This window comes from Longimicrobium sp., from assembly GCF_048594345.1.
In the GTDB taxonomy this organism is placed as follows: domain Bacteria; phylum Gemmatimonadota; class Gemmatimonadetes; order Longimicrobiales; family Longimicrobiaceae; genus Longimicrobium.
This window is the reverse complement of the sequence record NZ_JBMDXM010000148.1, coordinates 17106-38483: the sequence shown is the minus strand read 5'-3', so window position 1 is coordinate 38483 and position 21378 is coordinate 17106. Positions and strand designations below refer to the sequence as shown.

16 protein-coding genes are annotated in these 21378 nt (G+C 69.0%); 13 read left to right on the top strand and 3 right to left on the bottom strand.

Annotated elements, in window-relative coordinates; translation table 11 throughout:
- The first annotated feature begins 570 nt into the window (after window positions 1-570).
- From ACOJUJ_RS16195 to ACOJUJ_RS16185, 3 genes are all read left to right on the top strand, one after another.
- On the top strand, window positions 571-1881 hold the full coding sequence (locus ACOJUJ_RS16195; RefSeq protein WP_420127935.1) for a M20/M25/M40 family metallo-hydrolase: 1311 nt from the start codon (window positions 571-573) through the stop codon (window positions 1879-1881).
- A gap of 164 nt (window positions 1882-2045) precedes the next feature.
- Window positions 2046-3332, top strand: a complete 1287-nt coding sequence (locus tag ACOJUJ_RS16190) for a lactate 2-monooxygenase (protein WP_420127934.1) — start codon at window positions 2046-2048, stop codon at window positions 3330-3332.
- Between the two features lie 45 nt (window positions 3333-3377).
- Entirely contained in the window at window positions 3378-5963 is a 2586-nt protein-coding gene (locus ACOJUJ_RS16185) for a tetratricopeptide repeat protein (protein ID WP_420127933.1), read from the top strand.
- Here ACOJUJ_RS16185 and ACOJUJ_RS16180 read toward each other — a convergent pair.
- The gene (locus ACOJUJ_RS16180; RefSeq protein WP_420127932.1) at window positions 5914-6456 is read right to left on the bottom strand and encodes an RNA polymerase sigma factor; all 543 of its coding nucleotides are present in this window, start codon (window positions 6454-6456) and stop codon (window positions 5914-5916) included. The genes ACOJUJ_RS16185 and ACOJUJ_RS16180 overlap by 50 nt on opposite strands.
- 196 nt (window positions 6457-6652) lie before the next feature.
- Between ACOJUJ_RS16180 and ACOJUJ_RS16175 the strand changes: the two genes are divergently transcribed.
- The 4 genes from ACOJUJ_RS16175 (at window position 6653) to ACOJUJ_RS16160 (ending at window position 12952) form a co-directional block, all read left to right on the top strand.
- Window positions 6653-7786 (top strand): citrate/2-methylcitrate synthase, encoded by a 1134-nt coding sequence (locus ACOJUJ_RS16175; RefSeq protein ID WP_420127931.1) that lies wholly within the window; start codon window positions 6653-6655, stop codon window positions 7784-7786.
- 186 nt (window positions 7787-7972) lie between these two features.
- The gene (icd, locus tag ACOJUJ_RS16170) at window positions 7973-9229 is read left to right on the top strand and encodes an NADP-dependent isocitrate dehydrogenase (protein WP_420127930.1); all 1257 of its coding nucleotides are present in this window, start codon (window positions 7973-7975) and stop codon (window positions 9227-9229) included.
- A 115-nt stretch (window positions 9230-9344) separates the two neighbouring features.
- The gene (locus ACOJUJ_RS16165) at window positions 9345-10868 is read left to right on the top strand and encodes a leucyl aminopeptidase (protein ID WP_420127929.1); all 1524 of its coding nucleotides are present in this window, start codon (window positions 9345-9347) and stop codon (window positions 10866-10868) included.
- On the top strand, window positions 10865-12952 hold the full coding sequence (locus tag ACOJUJ_RS16160; RefSeq protein WP_420127928.1) for a hypothetical protein: 2088 nt from the start codon (window positions 10865-10867) through the stop codon (window positions 12950-12952). Before ACOJUJ_RS16165 ends, ACOJUJ_RS16160 begins: the two co-directional genes overlap by 4 nt.
- Before the next feature lie 514 nt (window positions 12953-13466).
- Here the strand turns inward: ACOJUJ_RS16160 and ACOJUJ_RS16155 are convergent.
- A complete protein-coding gene (locus ACOJUJ_RS16155) occupies window positions 13467-13688 on the bottom strand; it encodes a hypothetical protein (RefSeq protein ID WP_420127927.1) in 222 nt (73 codons plus the stop codon).
- A gap of 87 nt (window positions 13689-13775) precedes the next feature.
- Window positions 13776-14039 (bottom strand): hypothetical protein, encoded by a 264-nt coding sequence (locus tag ACOJUJ_RS16150; RefSeq protein WP_420127926.1) that lies wholly within the window; start codon window positions 14037-14039, stop codon window positions 13776-13778.
- Window positions 14040-14572: 533 nt separating this feature from the next.
- On the opposite strand from ACOJUJ_RS16150, the gene ACOJUJ_RS16145 reads away from it, so the two are divergent.
- The 6 genes from ACOJUJ_RS16145 (at window position 14573) to ACOJUJ_RS16120 (ending at window position 21359) form a co-directional block, all read left to right on the top strand.
- Window positions 14573-15466 carry a YicC/YloC family endoribonuclease gene (locus tag ACOJUJ_RS16145; protein ID WP_420127925.1) on the top strand — a complete coding sequence of 298 codons (894 nt, stop codon included), beginning with the start codon at window positions 14573-14575 and terminating at the stop codon, window positions 15464-15466.
- Window positions 15463-16101: a guanylate kinase gene (gene gmk / locus ACOJUJ_RS16140; protein WP_420127924.1), complete on the top strand. Its 639-nt coding sequence runs from the start codon at window positions 15463-15465 to the stop codon at window positions 16099-16101. The genes ACOJUJ_RS16145 and gmk overlap by 4 nt, the downstream gene beginning before the upstream one ends.
- 44 nt (window positions 16102-16145) lie before the next feature.
- Window positions 16146-16394, top strand: a complete 249-nt coding sequence (locus ACOJUJ_RS16135; protein WP_420127923.1) for a DNA-directed RNA polymerase subunit omega — start codon at window positions 16146-16148, stop codon at window positions 16392-16394.
- Between the two features lie 7 nt (window positions 16395-16401).
- Window positions 16402-17643 (top strand): bifunctional phosphopantothenoylcysteine decarboxylase/phosphopantothenate--cysteine ligase CoaBC, encoded by a 1242-nt coding sequence (gene coaBC / locus ACOJUJ_RS16130; RefSeq protein WP_420127922.1) that lies wholly within the window; start codon window positions 16402-16404, stop codon window positions 17641-17643.
- Window positions 17640-18590: a uracil-DNA glycosylase gene (locus ACOJUJ_RS16125; RefSeq protein WP_420127921.1), complete on the top strand. Its 951-nt coding sequence runs from the start codon at window positions 17640-17642 to the stop codon at window positions 18588-18590. Before coaBC ends, ACOJUJ_RS16125 begins: the two co-directional genes overlap by 4 nt.
- 93 nt (window positions 18591-18683) lie before the next feature.
- Window positions 18684-21359, top strand: coding sequence for a replicative DNA helicase (locus ACOJUJ_RS16120; protein ID WP_420127920.1), 2676 nt, complete (start codon window positions 18684-18686; stop codon window positions 21357-21359).
- Window positions 21360-21378: the final 19 nt, after the last annotated feature.

Genomic DNA, 21378 nt, shown 5'->3' with positions numbered 1-21378 from the left:
GAGCCCAAATGGGTGCACGGGAAGAAGCAGGTGGTGGAGCCCACGCGGAAGCTGAGCGCCACCGAACTGAAGCAGCGGGTTTGCAGCTACTATGCGTGCGACCTGCTGGACCCGCTTGCAAAGCAGGTCGCGTGAGATTGCGCTAGGGCCTTCCGCGTTTCCAGCGAGCGTCCTCAGGCTCAGAAAGTGTTGCTGACCGTCAACCAGCGTTGACTTCCCGAGGGAGGCGCCGCCCCGTAAACTGCTTTCGCGCAAAGGGTTGGCGCCGGCCGAAGGACCTTGTCTGCCTGATTGAGGGACTTGAACGGCTCCCGAGGGCTGGGTCTCGCGCGACCCGACAAAGATCCTTCGGTCGCGCACAAGCTCTGTGGTCAGGAACGCTACGGGTGTGCGCTCCCTCAGGATGACACCGTCCCTCCGGGGAGCAGGTGAGGTTTGGCAATAACCGCTCCGGTGTCAGGTTGATCCGGAGTTCACGCCTCGCTATCCTGCGCTGTCCATCCGCCGTGGTGCCGCGCATCCCATGCGGCGCGTGCGGCGTCCTGTCCGCAGCCGCAGGAGCCCGCCCCCGTGAGCCGATCCATCCGCATCCCGATCCTCGCCGCCGCCCTGCTGGCCGCCGCGCCGGCCGTTGCGCAGGCCCAGCGGCTTTCGCCGCAGGAGCAGCGCATCGTGCAGTACATCGATGCGCACGCGGACGAGGCGGTGGGGTTTCTGGAGCGCATCGTCAACATCAACAGCGGCACGCTGAACGTGGAGGGCGTGCGCCAGGTAGGGCGCGCGTTTCAGGCGCCGCTGGACTCGCTGGGGTTTGACGCGCGGTGGATCACGCTGCCGGACTCGCTGCGGCGCGCGGGGCACCTGTTCGCGTACCGGCAGGGGACGCGCGGGCGCAAGGTGCTGCTCATCGGCCACCTGGACACGGTGTTCGAGCGCGACGACGCGTTTCAGCGCTTCGTGCGCCAGGGCCGCTACGCCACGGGGCCGGGGGTGAACGACATGAAGGGCGGCGACGTCGTGATCCTGTACGCGCTCAAGGCGCTGCACGCGGCCGGGGCGCTGGAGGGGACCACGATCACCGTCGCCATGACGGGGGACGAGGAGGCGCCGGGGCGGCCGCTGGAGATCGCGCGGCGCGAGCTGATCCAGGCGGGGCGCGACAGCGACGTGGCGCTGGAGTTCGAGACGGGCGCCCGCGACAGCGCGGCGGAGTACGCCACGGTAGCCCGCCGCAGCAGCAGCGGGTGGACGCTCACGGTGCGCGGGCGGACGGCGCATTCGTCCGGCGTGTTCAGCGAGGGCACGGGGAGCGGGGCCATCTACGAGGCGGCGCGCATCCTGACCGCCTTTCACGAAGAGCTGCGCGGGGAGCAGTACCTTACCTTCAACCCCGGGCTGATCGTCGGCGGGACGGACGTGCGGCACGAGGCGGGGGAGAGCCGCGGCACGGCGTTCGGCAAGAACAACGTGGTGGCGCAGACGGCCGTCGTCACCGGCGACATCCGCACCCTCACCGACGACCAGCTGCGTCGCACGCGGGAGCGGATGCAGGCCATCGTGGCACGCCACCTTCCGCAGACGCAGGCGGAGATCGTCTTCAGCGAAGGCTATCCCTCCATGCCGCCCACGGAGGGCAACCAGGCGCTGCTGGACCTGTTGAACACGGTGAACCGCGACCTGGGCACGCCGGCCATGGAGGCGCTGGACCCCGGCCGCCGGGGCGCGGCGGACGTGTCGTTCGTGGCGCCGTACGTGGACGCGCTGGCGGGGCTGGGCGCCAACGGCTCCGGCGCCCACGCGCCCGGCGAGCGCATTGACCTGGAAACGCTGCCGCTGCAGGTAAAGCGCGCGGCGCTGCTCATCTATCGCCTCACACGCTGAGGAACGGCGGGTCTCACGCGAAAGACGCGGAGGGCGCGGAGGCGCGGAGTAAGGAATAGGGGAAAAGAAGGCCTCACACGGAGTTAACGGAGTCAACGGAGTTGGTCCGTGGCGGCTCCGCTGGCTCTTTGGCGTGACAGGATCCTTTCAGGAGGAGGATGACGATGGCGGAGCGGCCGAGCGCGCTGGCCAGGCAGTCCGAGATCTACCTGGCGGGGGTGGCGGGGAAAACGCCGACGGTGCCGGTGGATTCGGCACGGCTGGAGGCGGCCGCCAAGGAGGCGATGAGCGCCGAGGCGTACGCGTACGTGGCCGGTGGCGCGGGTTCGGAGAGCACGGTGCGCGAGAACCGCGCGGCGTTCGAACGCTGGCGCATCGTGCCGCGGATGCTGCGCGACGTGTCGGCGCGCGACACGTCGGTGGAACTGTTCGGCGAGCGGCTGCCGGCGCCGGTGCTGCTGTCGCCGATCGGGGTGCTGGAGATGGCGCACCCCGAGGCGGACGTGGCGGTGGCCCAGGCGGCGGCGGAGTCCGGCGTGCCCTTCATCTTCTCCTCGCAGGCATCGCGGCCCATGGAGGACTGCGCGTCGGCGATGCGCGATGCGCCGCGGTGGTTTCAGCTGTACTGGAGCAAGAGCGACGCGCTGGTGGAAAGCTTTGTCCGGCGCGCGGAGGAGTGCGGGTGCTCGGCGATCGTGGTCACGCTGGATACCACCATGCTGGGGTGGCGCGCGCGGGATCTGGACCTGGGCTACCTGCCGTTTCTGCGCGGCAAGGGGATCGCGCAGTACCTGTCCGACCCCGTCTTTGTCCAGTCGCTGCAGGGGCCGCCTCCCGACGGGCCCGCGGCGGACGCCAGGCGCACCATCAACCTCTCGTCGCTCAAGACGTTCGCGGAGCTGACGCGGTCGCACCCCGGCGGGTTCTGGAAGAACGTACGCCGCGCGGAGCCGCTGCGGGCGGTGCAGCAGTTCATCGCCACCTACTCGCGCCCCTCGCTTACCTGGGACGAGCTTCCGTTCCTTCGCGCTCGGACCAGGCTGCCCATCGTCCTCAAGGGCATTCTGCACCCGGACGACGCGCGGCGGGCGGTGGATGCGGGGATGGACGGCATCATCGTCAGCAACCACGGTGGGCGGCAGGTGGACGGCGCCATCGCCACGCTGGACGCGCTGCCGGGGGTGGTGGACGCCGTCGCGGGGCGAATGCCGGTGCTGATGGACAGCGGCATCCGCGGCGGGACGGACGTGTTCAAGGCCCTTGCGCTGGGCGCGCGCGCCGTGTGCCTGGGGCGGCCCTACGTGTACGGGCTGGCGCTCGCTGGCGCGGAGGGGGTGAGCGAGGTGATCCGCAACCTGCTGGCGGACTTCGAGTTGACGATGGGGCTGGCCGGCTGCCGCTCGCTGGAGGAGATCACACGGGAGTCGCTGGTGCGTGGCGGCGGGTCCTGATATGCCAGATCGGATTTGGCAGGTGAGCGGATTGATGAGGGTGTCATGGAACCAGTGACAACGCTTGCTGTGGCGGGCATCGGCTGGATTGCCTCGGCGACGATGGGAGGCATCGCGGAAGGCGTTGCCGACCGGACGTTTGTGGCTACCGTTCGCCGCATCCAGGACCGCCTGCCGTCGCTGGCCAGACGGCCGGAAGGCGACGATCTCGCGCGCGGCGTGCGCCAGGCCCAACTCCACGCCCTGAAGCGGCTGACCGAGGAATACCGTGCGCAGTTGCCGCTGGCCCGGCTTGGCGGGGGCGCGGATCCGTTCTCCGGGCGCGTCCTGGAATTCTGCCGATCCGCCGCCGCGCTGCCCCTTCTGCCGCCATCCGTGACCAGTGAGGCCCTGCTCGCGCTCGCCCCGGCTTCGGCTGACCTGGAAGGCCTCGCAGCCGGGGCTGCGTCCATGGAAGATGCCGTGCTGTCAGAACTGGTGGCGGCGCTGGATGGGATTTCGGTGCCCGACGCATTTGTCGACCATCTCCGGAACGGCGGCCGGGGAACACCGCGCTTCATGGAGCTGTTCGGGATCTGCTTCGCGGAACAGGTCAAAAAGGACGCCGCCTTTCGCGAGGTGCTGCACACGGGACTGCTTCTGCAGAACGCTGCGAACCTGGGCGCGCTAGGCGACTGGCTGGCGCAGGTCGAAGCGCGCTTCGGCGGCACGCTGGCACGGCTGGAAAGCGGGATGGTGGACTTGGCTGCGCAGCACCAAGCGGGGACGGACGCGATCCTCAGGGCCATCGCGGCAGAGAAGGGGGTTCCAGCCGCCGCGCTTCGGTCGATCCTAGAGAAACTTGGAGAGAGCGGAGTCCAGGACAGCGAGATTCTCACACGCCTCTCCACCAAGGCGGACGAATACCGGGCCCTCCGTGAGCAACTTTCCAGACTCGCGAAGTCTACCCCAAACGCGAGCGTAGCCCTTTCAGAGGGGAATCAACTCCTCAACACCGGGGATCTGGACGGAGCGCGCCGGCTCTTTGCCGACGCGCGTGCCGCCCTTCGTGCCACCCGGGAGCAGCACGCCCGCGACGAGGCCGCACTGCTGGCTGCGGAGGCCGGTGTTGATCGTCTGCAATTGCGCTACCGGGACGCTGCGAGTCGCTACGAAGAGGCAGAGCGGCTGGTGGAATCCTTCGATCCTGATGCGCTATTTGACTACCTCTGCAGGCGGGCTATCGTGCTTCAACAGCACGGTAATGAATTCGGCGATACTGCTGCACTTACGGAATCGATCTCATTATGGCGTCGCGCAGGGCAGCAACGTTCGCGTTCCGAGTCGCCGCTCGAATGGGCAATGACTCAGGACAGGTTGGGCTCGGCACTGCATGTCCTGGGTGAGCGCGTGGGCGGCATTGTGCGGCTAGAGGAGTCACTTACTGTTTTACGAGCGGCGCTTGAGGAACGAACTCGCGAGCGAGTGCCGCTCCAATGGGCGGCGACTCAAAACAATCTTGGTGCCACGCTTTTCACGCTCGGCAGCCATCGAGCCGATCCTAGGCGGCTAGAGGAGGCACTTGCAGCATTTCGTGCGGCGCTGGAGGAACACCCCCGGGATTGTCTGCCGCTGGATTGGGCGAAGACCCAGAGCAGCGTTGGGACTGCGCTGCTGGCGTTAGGGGAGCGTGAGGGTGACGTTGCGCGGCTGGGGGAGGCGGTCGGCGCATTTCGCGCCGCATTGGAGGAGCGACCTCGGGCTAAAGTGCCACTCGATTGGGCCGCGACTCAGACCAATCTTGCCTTTGCGCTCTGGCGCTTGGGAGTGCGTGAAAGCGGCTCAGCGCGCCTGGAGGAGGCGGTTACAATCTACCGCGCGGTGCTTGAGGAGAATACGCGTAAGCGGGTACCGCTCCGCTGGGCCCGGACTCAGTACTATTTGGGTAACGCGCTTGTGAGCCTCGGAGTGCGTGAAAATAGCACAGGGCGGCTAGAGGAGGCGAGAGCTGCATTCTTGGAGGCGCTCGAGGAACAAACTCGCGAGCGGGTGCCGTTCGACCGGATCAAGACTCAAGATTCCCTGGCGTCGGTGCTGCTCACGCTGGGCACGCGTGAGGGTGACACAGCGCGGTTGGAGGAGGCGGTTTGCGCCTACTACGCCGCGCTGGAGGAGCGCCCCCCCGAGTTTATGCCGCTCGGTTTCCCCACCAAGATTGATTTGGCGAACGCGCTTAGGACTTTGGGGGAACGTGAGAGTGGAACTGCGCGCCTGGAGGAGGCAGTCGCCGCATATCGTGCTGCACTGGAGGAACGATTCGAGGAGCCGGTCACCCCCGACTGGGTTACAACCCATCTTAACCTAGGCATGGCGCTGTTGATGTTGGGCGAGCGGGAGAACGGCATCGCGCGGCTAAATGAAAGTATCGATTGCCTTCGTGCCGCCTCTAAAGTACTCGACGCGGACCCGACGACCTTCCAAGTCACCCTCGCACGGGCGCATCTCGCGCGAGCGCAGCTTCTACTCCAGCTCCGGACGGTGGTTGCTTACGATTCCTGGTGCCGACCGCCTGAGGCAATGATTCGCTGTGTAGGCCTTCACCTCACACCCGGTCCCGCAGCATCTCCTGCAGTGCCTCCCGCGCCCGCATGACCCGCATCTTCAAAGCAGAAATGCCGGCGTCCAGCATGTCGGCCATCTCTTCGTAGCTGCGTCCTTCGACGTGCTTGAGCAGAAAGGCTTCGCGCTGGGGCTCGGGGATGCGGGACAGGGCGTCGGAGACCACCTTGCCCAGCTCGGTGCGGTCCAGCGTGCGGCCGGGGTCGTCGGAGGGGGGCGCGGCGTGGGGGCCGTCGTCCAGCAGGGGCACGTCGCGGCGGCGGCGGCTCTTGAGGTAGTCCTTGCAGCGGTTGCGCAGAATGCGGAACAGCCACGCCGCGAACCGATCGGGGTCGCAGGTGCCCAGGCGCGTGTACGCCTTGACCAGCGAGTCCTGAACCAGGTCGGCGGCGGCATCGGGGTCGCCCACCATGCCGTACGCATGGCGAAACATGGTTTCCTGATAGCGGCGCACCAGCACCTCGTACCGGGCCGCGTCGCCGCCCAGCACCCGCCGCACGTCGTCGGCGTCGTTCTCCGCCTGCAAAAGCCTCCGCCCCCGGGTGAATCCCGCTCAGCCGCATCCCTCAAAAACTGTCCCCGCGCCCGCTTGCGGGGTGCCCCGGGCCGTCGCTATGTTGGCCGCGCTTCTGGCCCGGACCGTGCGGCAGGCAACCGCCGCGCCGCCCGGCCGCACGAGCCGGAAAAAATGTAGTCTCGCAAACGCGTCCGAGAAAGTCGAAATGGCTGCCAAGGGTCTCGAAGGGGTCGTCGTCGCCCAGTCCAAGCTGAGCGACATCAACGGTGAGGTTGGGGAGCTGATCTACGCGGGGTACGATATCGACGACCTCGCCCGCAACACCACCTTCGAAGAAGTGTGCTACCTGCTGTGGAACGGGCAGCTGCCCAACCGCGAGCAGCTGGACGAGATCCGCGGGCACCTGCAGCAGCACAGCGCGCTGCGGCCCGAGGTGCTGGACATGCTCCGTGCGTATCCCAGGGACGCGGACCCCATGGCCGCGGTTCGCACGGCGATCAGCGCGCTGGGGATGTTCGACCCCGACGCGGACGACATCAGCGCCGAGTCGGTGCGGCACAAGGCCATCTTCCTCACGGCGCAGACGCCGACGATCGTGGCCGCGTACGACCGCATCCGCCGCGGGCTCGAGCCGCTGCAGCCCAGGGCGGGCCTCAGCTTCGCGGCCAACTTCCTCTACATGCTCAACGGCGAGGAAGCCAACGACACCCGCTGCCGCACGATGGACGTGGCGCTCGTTCTCCACGCGGAGCACGGGATGAACGCCAGCACCTTCGCGGCGCGCGTGACGGCGGGCACCCTGAGCGACGTGTACTCCGCGATCACCTCCGCCATCGGCACCCTCAAGGGGCCCAGCCACGGCGGCGCGAACGTGGAGGTGATGAACATGCTGCGCGAGATCGACGAGAGCGGCGAGGACCCGGGCGAGTGGGTGCGCGGCGCGCTGGGCAGCGGCAAGAAGGTCATGGGCTTTGGCCACCGCGTGTACAAGGCCACCGACCCGCGCGCCACGGTGCTGCGTGAGCTGGCCGACAAGATCATGCAGGAGGCGGGCGAGACCCGCTGGCTGGACCTGTCGGACAAGATCCGCGGCGTGATGGCGGAGGAGATGGAGAAGAAGGGGAAGAAGATCTACCCCAACGTGGACTTCTTCAGCGCCTCGGTCTACACCACGCTGGGGATCGAGATGGACCTGTTCACGGCGGTGTTCGCGCTGGCGCGCATGCCGGGGTGGACGGCGCACCTGATGGAGCAGTACGCCGACAACCGGCTCATCCGCCCGGGGTCCGACTACCTGGGCCCGCGCGGGCTCAAGGTGACGCCCCTGGACCAGCGCTGACGCACCGGCAGGGCGAACGCGCAATCGGGGCGCGGCGGGCACCCCGCCGCGCCTCGCGACGTTTAGGGTCAGGGCTTCAAGAACCTGGTGCCTGGCAACGGCGGATTCGACCCGGCACCGGGCACGCTCAGCTAACCGGCGCTTCGGCGCTCCACATACACCATCACCTTACTTCGACTCCCGACCATGAGCGACTGGCGGCCCAGCGCCCCGACGGACGGCGCACGCATCACGATCAGCGACGGCGTGCTGAACGTTCCCGAGAACCCCGTGCTCCCGTTCATCGAGGGCGACGGCACCGGCCCCGACATCTGGGCGGCCTCGCAGCCCGTCTTTGACACCGCGGTCGAAAAGGCGTACGGCGGCTCGCGGCGCATCCGCTGGATGGAGGTGCTGGCGGGCGAAAAGGCCTTCAACCAGACGGGCGACTGGCTTCCCGCGGCCACGCTGGACGCGTTTCGCGAGTACCTGGTGGGCATCAAGGGCCCGCTCACCACGCCTGTGGGCGGCGGCATCCGCTCGCTGAACGTGGCGCTGCGCCAGGAGCTGGACCTGTACGCCTGCGTGCGCCCCGTCCGCTGGTTCGAGGGCGTGCCTTCGCCGGTCAAGCGTCCGGGCGACGTGGACATGACCATCTTCCGCGAGAACACCGAAGACATCTACGCGGGGATCGAGTTCGAGGAAGGGACGGAGGACGCGGCCAGGTTCCGCGCCCTGCTGCAGGAAAGCTTTGCCGCACGCTACCGCAAGGTGCGCTTTCCGGAGACGTCCGGCTTCGGCATCAAGCCGGTGAGCCGCGAGGGGACGGAGCGGCTGGTGCGCGCGGCCATCGAGCACGCGCTGCGGCACGGGCGCAAGTCGGTGACGCTGGTGCACAAGGGGAACATCATGAAGTTCACCGAGGGCGCCTTCAAGACCTGGGGATACGAGCTGGCGCAGCGCGAGTTTGGCGCGACCGACTACGAGGGCGGGCCCTGGCAGGTGATCGACAAGGACGGCAAGCAGGTGATCATCAACGACGTGATCGCCGACGCCTTTCTGCAGCAGATCCTTACCCGGCCCAGGGAGTACGACGTCATCGCCACGCTCAACCTGAACGGCGACTACGTGAGCGACGCACTGGCGGCGCAGGTGGGCGGCATCGGCATCGCGCCGGGGGCCAACATCAACTACGTGACGGGCCACGCCATCTTCGAGGCCACGCACGGCACGGCGCCCAAGTACGCGGGCAAGGACATGGTGAACCCCGGCTCCGTCATCCTCTCCGGCGAGATGATGCTGCGCTACATGGGGTGGGGCGAGGCGGCGGACCTCATCATCCGCGGGCTTGAAGGCGCCATCGGCAACAAGACGGTGACGTACGACTTCGAGCGGCTGATGGAGGGCGCGACCAAGGTGTCGTGCTCGGAGTTCGGGCGGAAGATCATCGAGAACATGGGATAAGGGCAGGTTCAAGGATCAAGGCTCACGTGCCCGGTGGGGATTCTCACGCGCACCTGAGCCTTGATCCCTCTGGACTTGAACCCTGGCACTTGAACCTGGGCACTTTGTTTTCTCCATGAAGATCTCCGTTTCCGCCGCCGGCTCCACCCGTCCCGCCGCCGAACTCCTCGTGGTCCCCGTGCTGGAGGGCGGCGAGCAGGACGCCGCCTTCCGCATGCTCGACGAGGCGCTGGGCGGGCACCTGTCCACCTTGCTGGCGCGCGGCGACGCCAAGCACGGCTTTGGCGAGACCACGCTCGTCTTTCCCGCGAACGGTGCCGGGGGGGCGGAGCGCGTGCTGCTGGTGGGGTTGGCCAAGGGCGCGGAGGTGACGGCCGAGCGCCTGCGCCGCGCCGCCGGGGCCGCCGCCAAGCAGGCCGCCAAGTCGCGCGTCGCGTCGCTGGCGTTCGCCCTCCCCGCGTCGGCGCTGCCGGTGGCGGAGGCGGCGCGCGCCGTGGCGGAAGGGCTGGTGCTGGGCGCGTACGACTTCCGCGAACTCAAGTCGCAGCCGGAGGACAAGCCCGCGCCGGTCGCGCTGGAGGAGGCGATCATCGTCCTTCCCGCGGACGCGGACGAGGGCGCGGCGGCGGAGGGCGCGCGGGTGGGCGAGATCATCGCCCGGGCGGAGAACGTGGCGCGGCAGCTGGGAAACCTGCCCGGCAACGTGGCCACGCCTACCTACCTGGGCGAGACGGCGGAGCGCATCGGGCGCGAGCGCGGGCTCACGGTGACGGTGCTGGGGCCGGAGGAGCTGCGCGCGGAGGGACTGAACGCGCTGCTGGCCGTGTCGCAGGGCTCGGAGCAGGAGCCCCGGCTGATCATCATGGAGCACCGGGGCGGGGCCGAGGGGCAGAAGCCGCTGGTGCTGGTGGGGAAGGGGCTGACCTTCGACGCGGGCGGCATCTCCATCAAGCCCGCGGCGGGGATGGAGGACATGAAGTTCGACATGTGCGGCGGCGCGGGGACCCTCGCCGCCATGCAGGCCATCGCCGAGCTGGGGCTGCCCATCAACGTCATCGGCGTCGTTCCGAGCAGCGAGAACCTGCTGGGCGGCGGGGCGATGAAGCCGGGCGACATCGTCCGCGCGCACGGCGGCAAGACGATCGAGATCGTGAACACCGACGCGGAGGGGCGGCTGATCCTGGTGGACGCCATCTCCTACGCAAAGCGGTTCGATCCGCTGGCGATGCTGGATGCGGCGACGCTCACGGGCGCCTGCGTGGTGGCGCTGGGGAACACGGCCACGGGGGTGATGGGGAACGACGAGGGGCTGGTGCAGGAGATCATCCGCGCGGGCGAGGCCACGGGCGAGCGCTGCTGGCAGCTGCCGATGTTCGACGACTACCGCGAGCTGATCAAGAGCGACTACGCCGACATCAAGAACAGCGGCGGGCGCGCGGCGGGGACCATCACCGCCGGCTGGTTTCTGCGCGAGTTCGTGGGCGAGTGGCCATGGGTGCACCTGGACGTGGCGGGGACGGCGTACGGCGACGGCAAGATCCCGTACCTTACCAAGGGCGCCAGCGGCGTGCCGACGCGCATCTTTGTGCAGTGGGTGATGGACCGCGCGGCGGCGGGCGGGGGTACTGCCGCCGCGTGACCCCGCTCCCTCCCATCCGCCGCCTTTTCCCGGTCCTGCTGGCCGGGCTTGCCGCCGCCGCGCTGACGCCGGCGGCGGCGCTGCGCGCGCAGGACACTATCCCCGCCGTGCGGCAGGACTCCGCGCAGATCGCCATTCCCGGCGAGGCGGTGCGCGGCGACACCAGCCCCGACGAGGCCAAGCCGGACTCCGTCCCCGCCGACAGCACGCTGCCGGCGCCCAACTTTCCCGAGTACCCCAAGCCGCGGCAGAACGGGTTCGGCGCGGCCAGCTGGGTGTTCGGGCCGGCGGAGCTGGGGCGCTTTCACGGCCTTACGCTGCTGGACCTGCTGGACCGCATCCCCGGCCTGGTCATCACCCGCGAGGGCGGGGTGGGACGGCCGGCGGGGGTGTCGGCGTTCGCCAGCGGCGGCGGGCGGCTGCGGGTGTTCCTGGACGGGTGGGAGCTGCGCCCGCTGAACGCCAGCGTGATCGACCTGCAGCAGGTGCCGCTGGTGGACGTGACGGAGGTGCGGGTGACGCGCGGGCTCACGGAGACGCGGGTGGACCTGGAGACGCTGCGGCTGACGGACCGCCGCCCCTACGCGCAGATCGAGGGCGGCGAGGGCGACTTTGCCACGCGGCTGCTGCGCGGCATCTTTGCGCGGCCGCTGGGAAAGCGGTGGCTGGTGCAGGCGGGAGTGGACCTGGTAGAGACGGCGGGCTTTCGCCGCGCGGCGGACTTCAGCGAGAACACGGCGATGGCGCGGCTGAGCTACGCCTTTGCGCCGGACCGCGCGCTGCAGCTGGAGTACCGCAGCACGGGGATCGACACGGAGCGGCGCGTCACCGACCTGGCCGAGCAGCCGCCGACGGAAAGCTTTGACCGCGGCGAGCTGTTTCTGCGCGGCCGTGGACGCTTCTTCGGCCGCCCCGGTGTTTGCGCCGACACCACGGCCACCGCGCCCGCCCCGTCCGGCGGCAGGGTCACGGCCCCGGGCGACTCCGCGGCGGCTGACACTGCGGCGGGGCGCACCTCGGCGGCGGCGCCGGCGTGGTGCGCGCCCACGGGCGGGCTGTGGCTGGACGGGGCCATCGGCCGCAGCTGGCTTAACCCGCTCTCCGGCGACTCGGTCACGCTGGAGCGCGAGTCGGTGCAGGCCATGCTGCGCGCCACGGTCGACATTCCGCTGGGCACGGTGACGGGCGCGGCGCGCTTTCACCGGGTGGACGAGGACGGATTCTCCGCCAACGCCACGGAGCTGTCCGCGCGGGCGGAGCTGACGCCGCGGCCGTGGATTGCCGCCTGGGGCGAGGCGCGCGCGGTTTCGCACGGCGGGACGACGGGGGTGGAGCTGGAGGCGTCGGGGCGCGCGGGGCCGTTCGGCGGGTTCACGCTCTTTGGCTCGGTGGGCGCGGGGAACCGCGCGCTGCGCTTTCGCCGCGACTCCACCATCGTCGTCAAGACGCTGGCGGGGGAGGTAGAGACCGACGTCCCGCAGCAGGACACGCTGCCTGTGGTGCTGTTCCGCGACCGAGAGTCGGTGGCGAGCGGGTTTCGCGCGGGGGCGGAGTGGGCGCGGGGGAGCATTCTGGCGGGCGCGGCGTTCGTGGCGCACGACCTGGACGTGGTGTCGCCGTTCGGCTTCTGGTTCGAGCGGGGGCTGGAGCCCACGGACGGCGCGACGATCGGGGCGGTGGAGGCGTACGTGGACCTGCCGGTGATCTGGCGGCAGCTGCGCTTCAACGCCACCTACACGGACTTCCTTACGGTGCCGGAGCGGCCGTACCTGCCGCAGCGGTTCGGGCGGGCGGCGCTGGAGTACCACGGGCTGTTCTTCAACGGCAACTTTGAGCCTACGCTGCGCTCCGAGGTGCTGGTGGGCGGCAAGTCGCTCACGTTCAGCGCAGACTCGGGCGCGTTCAACACGCTGACGGAGCCGTACGCCACGTTCAACTTCTACGTGCAGATGCGGGTGCTGGACGTGCGGGCGTTCTGGCGGATGGAGAACGCCTTCAACCGCGACCGCGCCTTCGACATCCCCGGCCTGTTTCTGCCCGGCGTGCGGACCTTGTTCGGCGTGGGGTGGTTCTTCCGGGATTGATCGGGATGGATTTCGCGGGTGGGGTGGGGGGTGAGGAGCGCGGGGATGAGAACGGCAGGATGGGTGGCGGGGGATGAGCGGTGCGGGGTGAACGGCGCGGGATGGGCGGATAAATCCGCTGCTGGGAAAGCGATAAGCCCCGCGCTGGGCTCGCGGAGCTCGCCCGGCGGGGGCTTCACCTGCTCGTGTCGTCGACGCCCGTCGCGCGTGGAGGGTCAGGCCCACGACGGCCAGACGATGCGCACGGATCCTCCCCTCCCACCACCCCTCCCCCGAAGTTGGGGAGGGGTCGACCGCCGTTGCGAGGAACGAGCAAAAGGCCGGTCGGGGGAGAGGGTCCCGCGGGTCGCGCCCTGCTCCTTCGTCTCCGTCCGAGGTGGGCGGCAGGGCAGACGCCGGATGCAATCTCCTCATACAGCAAGGCCGGGCCGCCACGAGGGCGGCCCGGCCTTTCCCGTCACCGTGCGATCAGATGGGGATCAGATGTCGATCTCCATCAAACGACCGCGGCGGCTCAGCAGTATTCGGGATACTGGGTGGGGCAGGCGTCGGGGCTGTAGGTTTCGCCGCAGTCGCCGGTGCACAGGCCCGTGTTGCAGGCGTCGTACGCCGAGCCGCAGCGCTGCCCGTGCACGGTCTGCTGGTGCGCCACCACGGTGCCCTGGCCCGTGGTCTTTTCGGAGGTCGCGAAGCTCTGCACCTCGAGGGTTTCCACCGCCAGGTTGATCTTACGCATGTCTGTCAGCTCCTGGTCTGGATTGTAGAGGGGCGCCGGCCCATCCGGCGCCCCCGTCCGGTTTGCGTCAGGCTGCGATCGGATTGATCAGCAGTTGATCTCCGTGCAGCCGCGGCCGCTGGGACACGCATCGTCCGCGGACTCGCAGGCGATCGGGTCCACCGTGGGGCAGGTGTTGTACGAGTCTGGCGGGCACAGGCCCGTGGGGCAGGCGTCGATCGCCGAGTTGCAGTTGGGGCCGCCGCCATTGGTGGGAGCGTGGCCCATCACCGTGCCGCGGTTGCTGTCGACGTTCGAGGTCACAAAGCTCTGCACCTCGAGGCTTTCTACCGCCAGCTTGATCTTCTGCATGGTCTTTTTCCCCCCAGGTTCTTGTCAGGCACCGGCCCTCCGGCGCCCTTGTCCGGTGAGTCTCGGCGACTCGTTTCCGAACAGGAATCGGGAAGCGTTCGCAAGTGCGGTGCCCAGAATCGGTCGCGAAGCATCTACTTTGTTCCATTTGCAAACCTCTGCCAGCACAGCGCTTGGAAGATTTTGATCTGCATGAAAACATCAGAATCCACCGATATCGAAAAGGTGCTTCACCTGCCCGTCGCAGGAGGAACAGCAGTGCGGAAGTGCGAAAGTGCGGACGCAACGCCACGGGCGCATCATCGACTCACGCACTCACGCACTCACGCACTCACGCACCCCCACACACCCGTTCACCCTCACACCCGTTCACCCTCACACCCGTTCACCCTCACACCCGTTCACCCTCACACCCGTTCACCCTCACACCCTCACACCCGTTCACCCGTTCACCCGTTCACCCTCACACCCGTTCACCGATTGACGCTCACCGCCAACTCCGATAAGTTCACCGGTTCCCGTACGGAGGTGCGATGATCCGGAGCATGACGGGGTTCGGGGAGGCGGAGCGGGCAACGGAGGCGGGCACCATCCGCGTCGAGATCCGGACCGTGAACCACCGACACCTCAGCGTAAACTTTCGCACTCCCACTTCGCTGGCCAAGTGGGAGCCGCAGATGCGCGACTGGCTGCGCGCCCACCTGTCGCGGGGCCACGCCAACGTGGCCGTGCGCCTGGAGCCCGCCGCCGGCACGTCGGCCGCGGCCGTGGGCCTCAAGCTGGACGAGGAGCGCGTGCAGGCGTACCTGGCGCTCTTTGGCGAGCTGCGCGACCGCTTTGGCGTGGGCGGCGACCCCGACCTGGCGCAGCTGCTGCGCTTTAGCGACGTGATCGTCCGCGACGACGAGGGCGTCCGCATCGAGGTGCCGGCCGAGGACCTGCGCGCCGTGGTGGAGGACGCGGCGCTCTCGACTTCCTCCATGCGCGAGGACGAGGGGCGGCGGCTGCAGGCGGACCTGGAGGGGCGCATCGCCGCCATCGACACGGCGCTCAACGCCATCGCCGAGCTGGCGCCGACGCGGCTGACCGCCGAGCGCGACCGGCTGCGCGGCGCGGTGGCCGAGCTGGCGGCCGGCGTGGCCGTGAACGAGGACCGCCTGGCCCAGGAGATCGCCTATCTGGCGGAGCGCTGGGACATCAACGAGGAGCTGGTGCGCTTTCGCTCGCACAACGAGCTGTTCCGCGAGCTGATGGCGGCGGACGCCGAGGAGCCGGTGGGCAAGCGCCTGTCGTTCCTTGTCCAGGAGATGCACCGCGAAGCCAACACCATCGGCTCCAAGGCCAACCACGCCGGGATCGCCCACCGCGTGGTGGCCATCAAGGAAGAGGTGGAGCGGCTGCGCGAGCAGGTGGAGAACGTGGAGTGACGACGTTTCCCCTGGTCCTGTCGGCGCCCAGCGGGGCGGGCAAGACCACCATCGCCCGCCGGCTGCACGACCGCCGCGGCGACGTCGTTTTTTCCGTGAGCGCCACCACGCGGGCGCCGCGCCCGGGCGAGGTGGACGGGGTGGACTACCACTTTGTCGCGGAAGACGAGTTCCGGCGCATGATCGGCGCCGGCGAGCTGATCGAGTGGGCGGAGGTGCACGGCGCCTTTTACGGAACGCCGCTGGCCAACGTGGGCCAGGCGGCGGAGCGGGGCCGGTTCCTGCTGCTGGACATCGACGTGCAGGGCGCGCGGCAGATTCGCGCGGCGGTGCCGGAGGCGGTGCACGTCTTCATCCTCCCTCCCTCCGGCGAGACGCTGGTGCAGCGGCTGGTGGGGCGGGGAAGCGAGGACGACGTGCGGGTGCAGCGCCGGCTGAAGAACGCGCTGGCGGAGATCGCCACGGCGGCGGAGTTTGACCACGTGGTGGTGAACGACGACCTGGACGAGGCGGTGGCGGACGTGAACGCGGTGCTGGAAGGGCGGACGGGGGCCATGCGCCCGCATCCGCCGCTGCCGCGGTTGACGGACGCGGTTCGGGCCGAGATCGAGCGACACCTGGGCTCGTCCGTCTGACGGACGGCGGGCTTGCGGGATCATCCTAGAGAAGGAGCAGTGCGATGCGAGTTGTGACTCCGGGCCAGGCGGCCCGCCACACGGGAAGCAAGTACCTGGGCGTGCTGGTGGCGGCCAAGATGGCGCGCAACCTGAACGAGCTGCGCCGCGGCGAGATGATGGAGGACCCCACCGTCAGCGGCGCCAGCGACGAGCCGCGCGAGAAGCTTACCACGACGGCGCTGGAAGAGGTGCGGAGCGGCACGGCCAAGTTCCACCTTACGCAGCGCCGCCGTCCCAACGACCTTCCGTAGCACGCAGATGCCCGGGACGCGCGCACCGCGGCGCCCCTTCAGCGGGCGCCGGGTGGTCCTGGGCGTCACGGGGGGGATCGCGGCGTACAAGGCGGTGACCGTTGCCCGCGAGTTGACTCTCGCGGGCGCCGCCGTGGACGTGGTCCTGTCCCAGGGCGCGCTGGAGTTCGTGCGCCCCCTTACCTTCGAGGCGCTCACCGGGCGCCCCGCATTCTCCTCGCTCTACCCATCCGGCGACCCGCTTCTGCACATCCGCCTGGCGCGGGATGCGGACGCGGTCGTCATCGCCCCCGCGACGGCCAACCTGCTGGCCCGCGCGGCCGCCGGCATGGCCGACGACCTGCTGACGGCCACGCTGCTGGCCACGGAGGCGCCCGTCGTCGTGTGCCCGGCGATGAACGACCGGATGTACGCCCACCCCGCCACACAGGCCAACCTTCAGCGGCTCATCGAGTTCGGCTACCACGTCGCGGGCCCCGCCGTCGGGCCGCTGGCGTGGGGGGAGGGCGAGGGGCCGGGGCGCATGCTGGAGCCGGAAGAGATCCTGGCCCACGCCGGCCGCGCGCTGGAGGGCGTTACGCCGCTCGCCGGCCGCCGCGTGGTGGTGACCGCCGGCCCCACCCGCGAGGCCATCGACCCCGTGCGCTACATCGGCAACCGCTCGTCGGGGCGGATGGGGTACGAGATCGCGGCCGCCGCCTGGCGCCGCGGGGCGGAGGTCCTGCTCATCTCCGGCCCCTCCCACCTTGCCGTCCCCTTCGGCGTCCAGCTGCGGAAGATCGAGTCCGCGGAGGAGATGCGCGCGGCCGTGGCCGAAGCGCTCCCCGCCGCCGACGCACTGGTGATGGCCGCGGCGGTCGCGGACTTTCGCCCCGCCAATTCCGCGGAGCAGAAGATCAAGAAGGAAGCGGGCACCGTCCCCCAGATCGCCCTGGAGCCCACGGCGGACGTTCTGCGCGCCACGCGCGAGGTGCGGCGGGAGGGCTCCGTGATCGTCGGCTTCGCGCTGGAGACGACGGACGCGGTGGAGAACGGGCGGCGCAAGCTGGAGGGAAAGGGGCTGGACCTGCTGGTGGTGAACGACGCCACGGAGCCGGGCGCGGGGTTCGAGGTGGAGACCAACCGCGTGGTCCTTCTCCAGGGCGGCCAGCCGGACGAGGCGCTGCCGCTGATGAGCAAGGCAGAGGTCGCGGACCGCATCCTGGACCACGTGGAAGGCCTGCTCCCCGCCGCCGGGCCCGCCGCGTGAACGATCCCCGCGACCTGCTGCGCGCCTACCTGCGCCAGCGCCAGGAGCTGGGCGAGGAAGAGCTGGTCCTGGACCGCCTCTCCCCGTCCGAACTGCACGCGCTGCTCTCCAACACACCTGCGCCGCTCGCTGCCGCCGCCGCGCCGGCCATCGATCGATCCCGCCCCGCCGACCGCGCGCCCGCCGCGCCTCCGATGGATCGAGTTTCGGAGCACGCGCCGGCCGTGGAGCGAGCGTCCGCGGGGCTGGAGCGGGTGGATGCCGCGCCGCCGCCGCCGTTTCCCGGGGAGCCGGAAACCCACGTCCGGGCGGGCGCGCCGGTGCCCGGGACCACGGATGCGCCGCCGTCTCCCCGCGCCCCTGCTGCGTATGTGAGCGCGGAGGAAATTTCAAGTCTACCGGTGCTCGCCCAGGTTCGCGAGATTGCACTCGGATGTCCGCGGTGTGGACTGGCCAACACCCGCAAGCACGTGGTCTTTGGCGAGGGGCGAGAAACCGCGGACGTGATGGTGGTCGGCGAAGCGCCTGGGCAGGAAGAAGATAGAAGCGGGCGCCCGTTCGTGGGGCGCGCCGGCAAGTTGCTGGACCTTCTTCTACTCTCTTCCGGATTCTCGCGGGACGACGTATACATCTGCAACGTCCTTAAGTGCAGGCCGCCGCAGAACCGCAATCCGCAGCCTGACGAGGTGGACGCCTGCAGCCCGTATCTGCTGCGGCAGGTGGAGCTGGTGCAGCCGCGGGTGATTCTGGCGTTCGGCGCTTTTGCCGCGCAGACGCTGCTGGGGACGGACATTACCATCGGCAAGCTGCGGGGAAAGACGCACAAGTACAGAGGCGTGCCGCTGGTCCCCACGTACCACCCGGCCGCCTGTCTGCGCCACCCCGCCTGGGTGCGCAGCGTGTGGGAAGATCTGCAGCGGGCGCGGGACGTGCTGGACGCGGCCTGACGGTTTCCTGAACCCCAACGCTCGCCTTACATGCAGCTCCGCCGCGCGCCGGCGGGGTGCCTTTGCCGTCTCTAGCAGTACCGAATTTCGTCGATGGCTACCGTAACCCCGTTCGTTCCCAAGGCCGCGCCCGACGCGTTTTCCGAGCGCAGCGCCCCCTATTCCGCCGAGGCGGAGCTGGCAGTGCTGGGCGGCATGCTCATCGACGGCGACGCGCTTACGCGCGCCATCGAGGTGGTCGACGACACCATGTTCTACCGCGAGGGGAACCGCCGCGCCTTTCGCGCGATGCGGAAGATCTTCGAGCGGGGTGATGTCATCGACCCGGTTACGCTGGCGGAGGAGCTGCGCGGGGCGGGCGACCTGGAGGCGGTGGGCGGTCTGCAGTTCATCGCGTCGGTGCTGGACGCGGTGCCCACGGCGGCCAACATCGAGTACCACGCCAGGATCGTCCGCGAAAAGGCGGTGCTGCGCCGGCTGATCGAGGCGTCCACCATCACCATCCAGGAGACGTACGCGCACCAGGGCGACATCGACGAGCTGCTGGACCAGGCCGAGAGCCGCATCTTTCAGATCGCCCAGACGCACGAGCGAAAGGGCTTCGTCTGGATCAAGGAGCTGCTGTGGCCGGCGATGGAGCGCATCGAGCTCCTCTCGCAGAACAGCTCCGCGGTCACGGGCGTGCCGACGGGCTTCTACGACCTGGACGAGATGACGGCCGGATTTCAAAAAGGTGACTTAATTATCGTTGCCGCAAGACCGTCAATGGGCAAAACAGCGTTCACTTTGAACATCGCACAACATGCCGCTATTGCGGAGAGCAAGTGCGTAGCGTTCTTCTCGCTGGAAATGAGCAAGGATTCGCTCGTCCAGCGTCTGCTTACGTCCGAGGCGCGTGTGGACGCCGGCCGCGTACGTACGGGCCGGCTTCGCGATGACGATTACCCGCGACTTGCACAGGCGGCGGGCCTGCTCAATACCGCGCCCATCTACATCGACGACACGCCGGGCATTTCGGTGCTGGAGATGCGGGCCAAGGCGCGCCGCCTGAAGTCTGATCGCGACGACCTGTCGATGATCATCGTCGACTACCTGCAGCTGATGACGGGCGGCTCGAAGACGGAAAACCGCCAGCAGGAAGTGTCGGAGATCTCCCGCGGTTTGAAGGCACTGGCCAAGGAGCTGGAAGTACCCGTGGTGGCGCTAAGCCAGTTGTCCCGCGCCGTCGAGTCGCGCCCCGACAAGCGCCCGATGATGTCGGACCTGCGTGAGTGCGTCACGGGTGACACGCTCGTCGTGCTGGCGGATGGACGCCGCGTGGCCATCCGGGAACTGGTGGGGACGACGCCGGACGTCCATACCGTCGACGAACATGGACGGCTTGAAACCGCTTCCACAGACATGGTGTGGTCGGTGGGTCGGAAGCCCGTGTTCCGGGTTCGGCTGGCGAGCGGGCGCCAGGTCCGCGCGACGGCGGAGCACCGGCTCCGTGGCCCGGAGGGGTGGGTGTACGTGTCGGAGATCGTGCCAGGTGACCGCCTGGCGCTGGCCCGGCGCATCCCGGAGCCCGCGGAGCCGCTGGAGTGGCCTGATCTGCGGGTCGCGCTGCTGGGCCACCTGGTCGGTGACGGCAGCTATCTCAGCGGCCAGCCGATGCGGTACACGACGGCATCCGAGGAGAACAGCGCGATCGTCTCCGAGGCGGCGCGAACCGAGTTCGGCATGCAGGTGAACCGACATGCGGGCAAGGGCAACTGGCACCAACTGGTGCTGAGCGGAAACGGCGACCGCTGGCATCCCGCCGGGGTGAATCTCTGGCTGCGCGAGCTGGGAATCTTTGGCCAGCGCTCGCACCAGAAGCGGCTTCCGTCCGACGTCTTCCGGTTTTCCGACCGCCAGGTCGCGCTGCTGCTGCGCCACCTGTGGGCAACGGACGGAACGGTGCACGCGCGTAGGCCGGGAAGCCGCGGATCATCCAGCATCTTCTTCTCCACCTGCAGCCGAACGCTCGCGGACGACGTGGCAGCCCTGCTGCTGCGGCTCGGTATCATCGCGCGGATCCGCGAGCAGGAGCAGAAGCTCGGGAAGCCGGTCTTTACCGTCTCGGTTTCAGGCGCCGGGGACCAGCGCAGGTTTGCGGACGTCGTCGGTGGATTCGGCCCACGCGCGCCGCAAGTCGAGCGGCTGAAGAAGGTTCTGGCGGGAAAGCGCGCCAACACGAACGTCGATACGCTGCCGCGTGAGGTGTTCGGCAGGGTGAGGGAGCGGATGGGGGAGCGGGGCGTGACCCAGCGCGAGATGGCGGCGGCACGGGGTACTTCTTACGGCGGCACCTCGCACTTCCGCTTTGCTCCATCACGCGCGGTGGTGGCGGAGTACGCGACGCTGCTGGAGGACGATGGGCTGCGGGAGTGGGCGGAGAGCGATCTGTTCTGGGACCGGGTGGTGGCGGTGGTGCCGGAGGGGGAAGAGGAAGTGTTCGACCTGACGGTGCCGGGAACGGCGTGCTGGCTGGCGGACGGAATCGTGAGCCATAACTCCGGCGCAATTGAGCAGGACGCAGACGTCATCATGTTCCTGTACCGGCCGGAATACTATTACGGGCCGACGGATAAGGATGGGAACAGTCTCGAGGGCGTGGCGGAGGTGGTGATCGGCAAGCAGCGTAACGGCGCCACGGGCACCGTGCGCATGCAGTTCATCAAGGAGTTCACGCGCTTCGAGAACTTTACGCGCAGGGCTGACGAGGGCGGCGGGTACGGCGGATGAAGACGGGCGGCTGAGGAGC

Coding starts and splice junctions, on each gene's coding strand:
- icd (WP_420127930.1), top strand. CDS start 7,973: ATGAGCGACTGGCGGCCCAGCGCCCCGACGGACGGCGCACGCATCACG.
- ACOJUJ_RS16165 (WP_420127929.1), top strand. CDS start 9,345: ATGAAGATCTCCGTTTCCGCCGCCGGCTCCACCCGTCCCGCCGCCGAA.
- ACOJUJ_RS16185 (WP_420127933.1), top strand. CDS start 3,378: ATGGAACCAGTGACAACGCTTGCTGTGGCGGGCATCGGCTGGATTGCC.
- ACOJUJ_RS16155 (WP_420127927.1), bottom strand. CDS start 13,688: ATGCGTAAGATCAACCTGGCGGTGGAAACCCTCGAGGTGCAGAGCTTC.
- ACOJUJ_RS16120 (WP_420127920.1), top strand. CDS start 18,684: ATGGCTACCGTAACCCCGTTCGTTCCCAAGGCCGCGCCCGACGCGTTT.
- ACOJUJ_RS16175 (WP_420127931.1), top strand. CDS start 6,653: ATGGCTGCCAAGGGTCTCGAAGGGGTCGTCGTCGCCCAGTCCAAGCTG.
- ACOJUJ_RS16135 (WP_420127923.1), top strand. CDS start 16,146: ATGCGAGTTGTGACTCCGGGCCAGGCGGCCCGCCACACGGGAAGCAAG.
- coaBC (WP_420127922.1), top strand. CDS start 16,402: ATGCCCGGGACGCGCGCACCGCGGCGCCCCTTCAGCGGGCGCCGGGTG.
- ACOJUJ_RS16145 (WP_420127925.1), top strand. CDS start 14,573: ATGATCCGGAGCATGACGGGGTTCGGGGAGGCGGAGCGGGCAACGGAG.
- ACOJUJ_RS16190 (WP_420127934.1), top strand. CDS start 2,046: ATGGCGGAGCGGCCGAGCGCGCTGGCCAGGCAGTCCGAGATCTACCTG.
- ACOJUJ_RS16150 (WP_420127926.1), bottom strand. CDS start 14,039: ATGCAGAAGATCAAGCTGGCGGTAGAAAGCCTCGAGGTGCAGAGCTTT.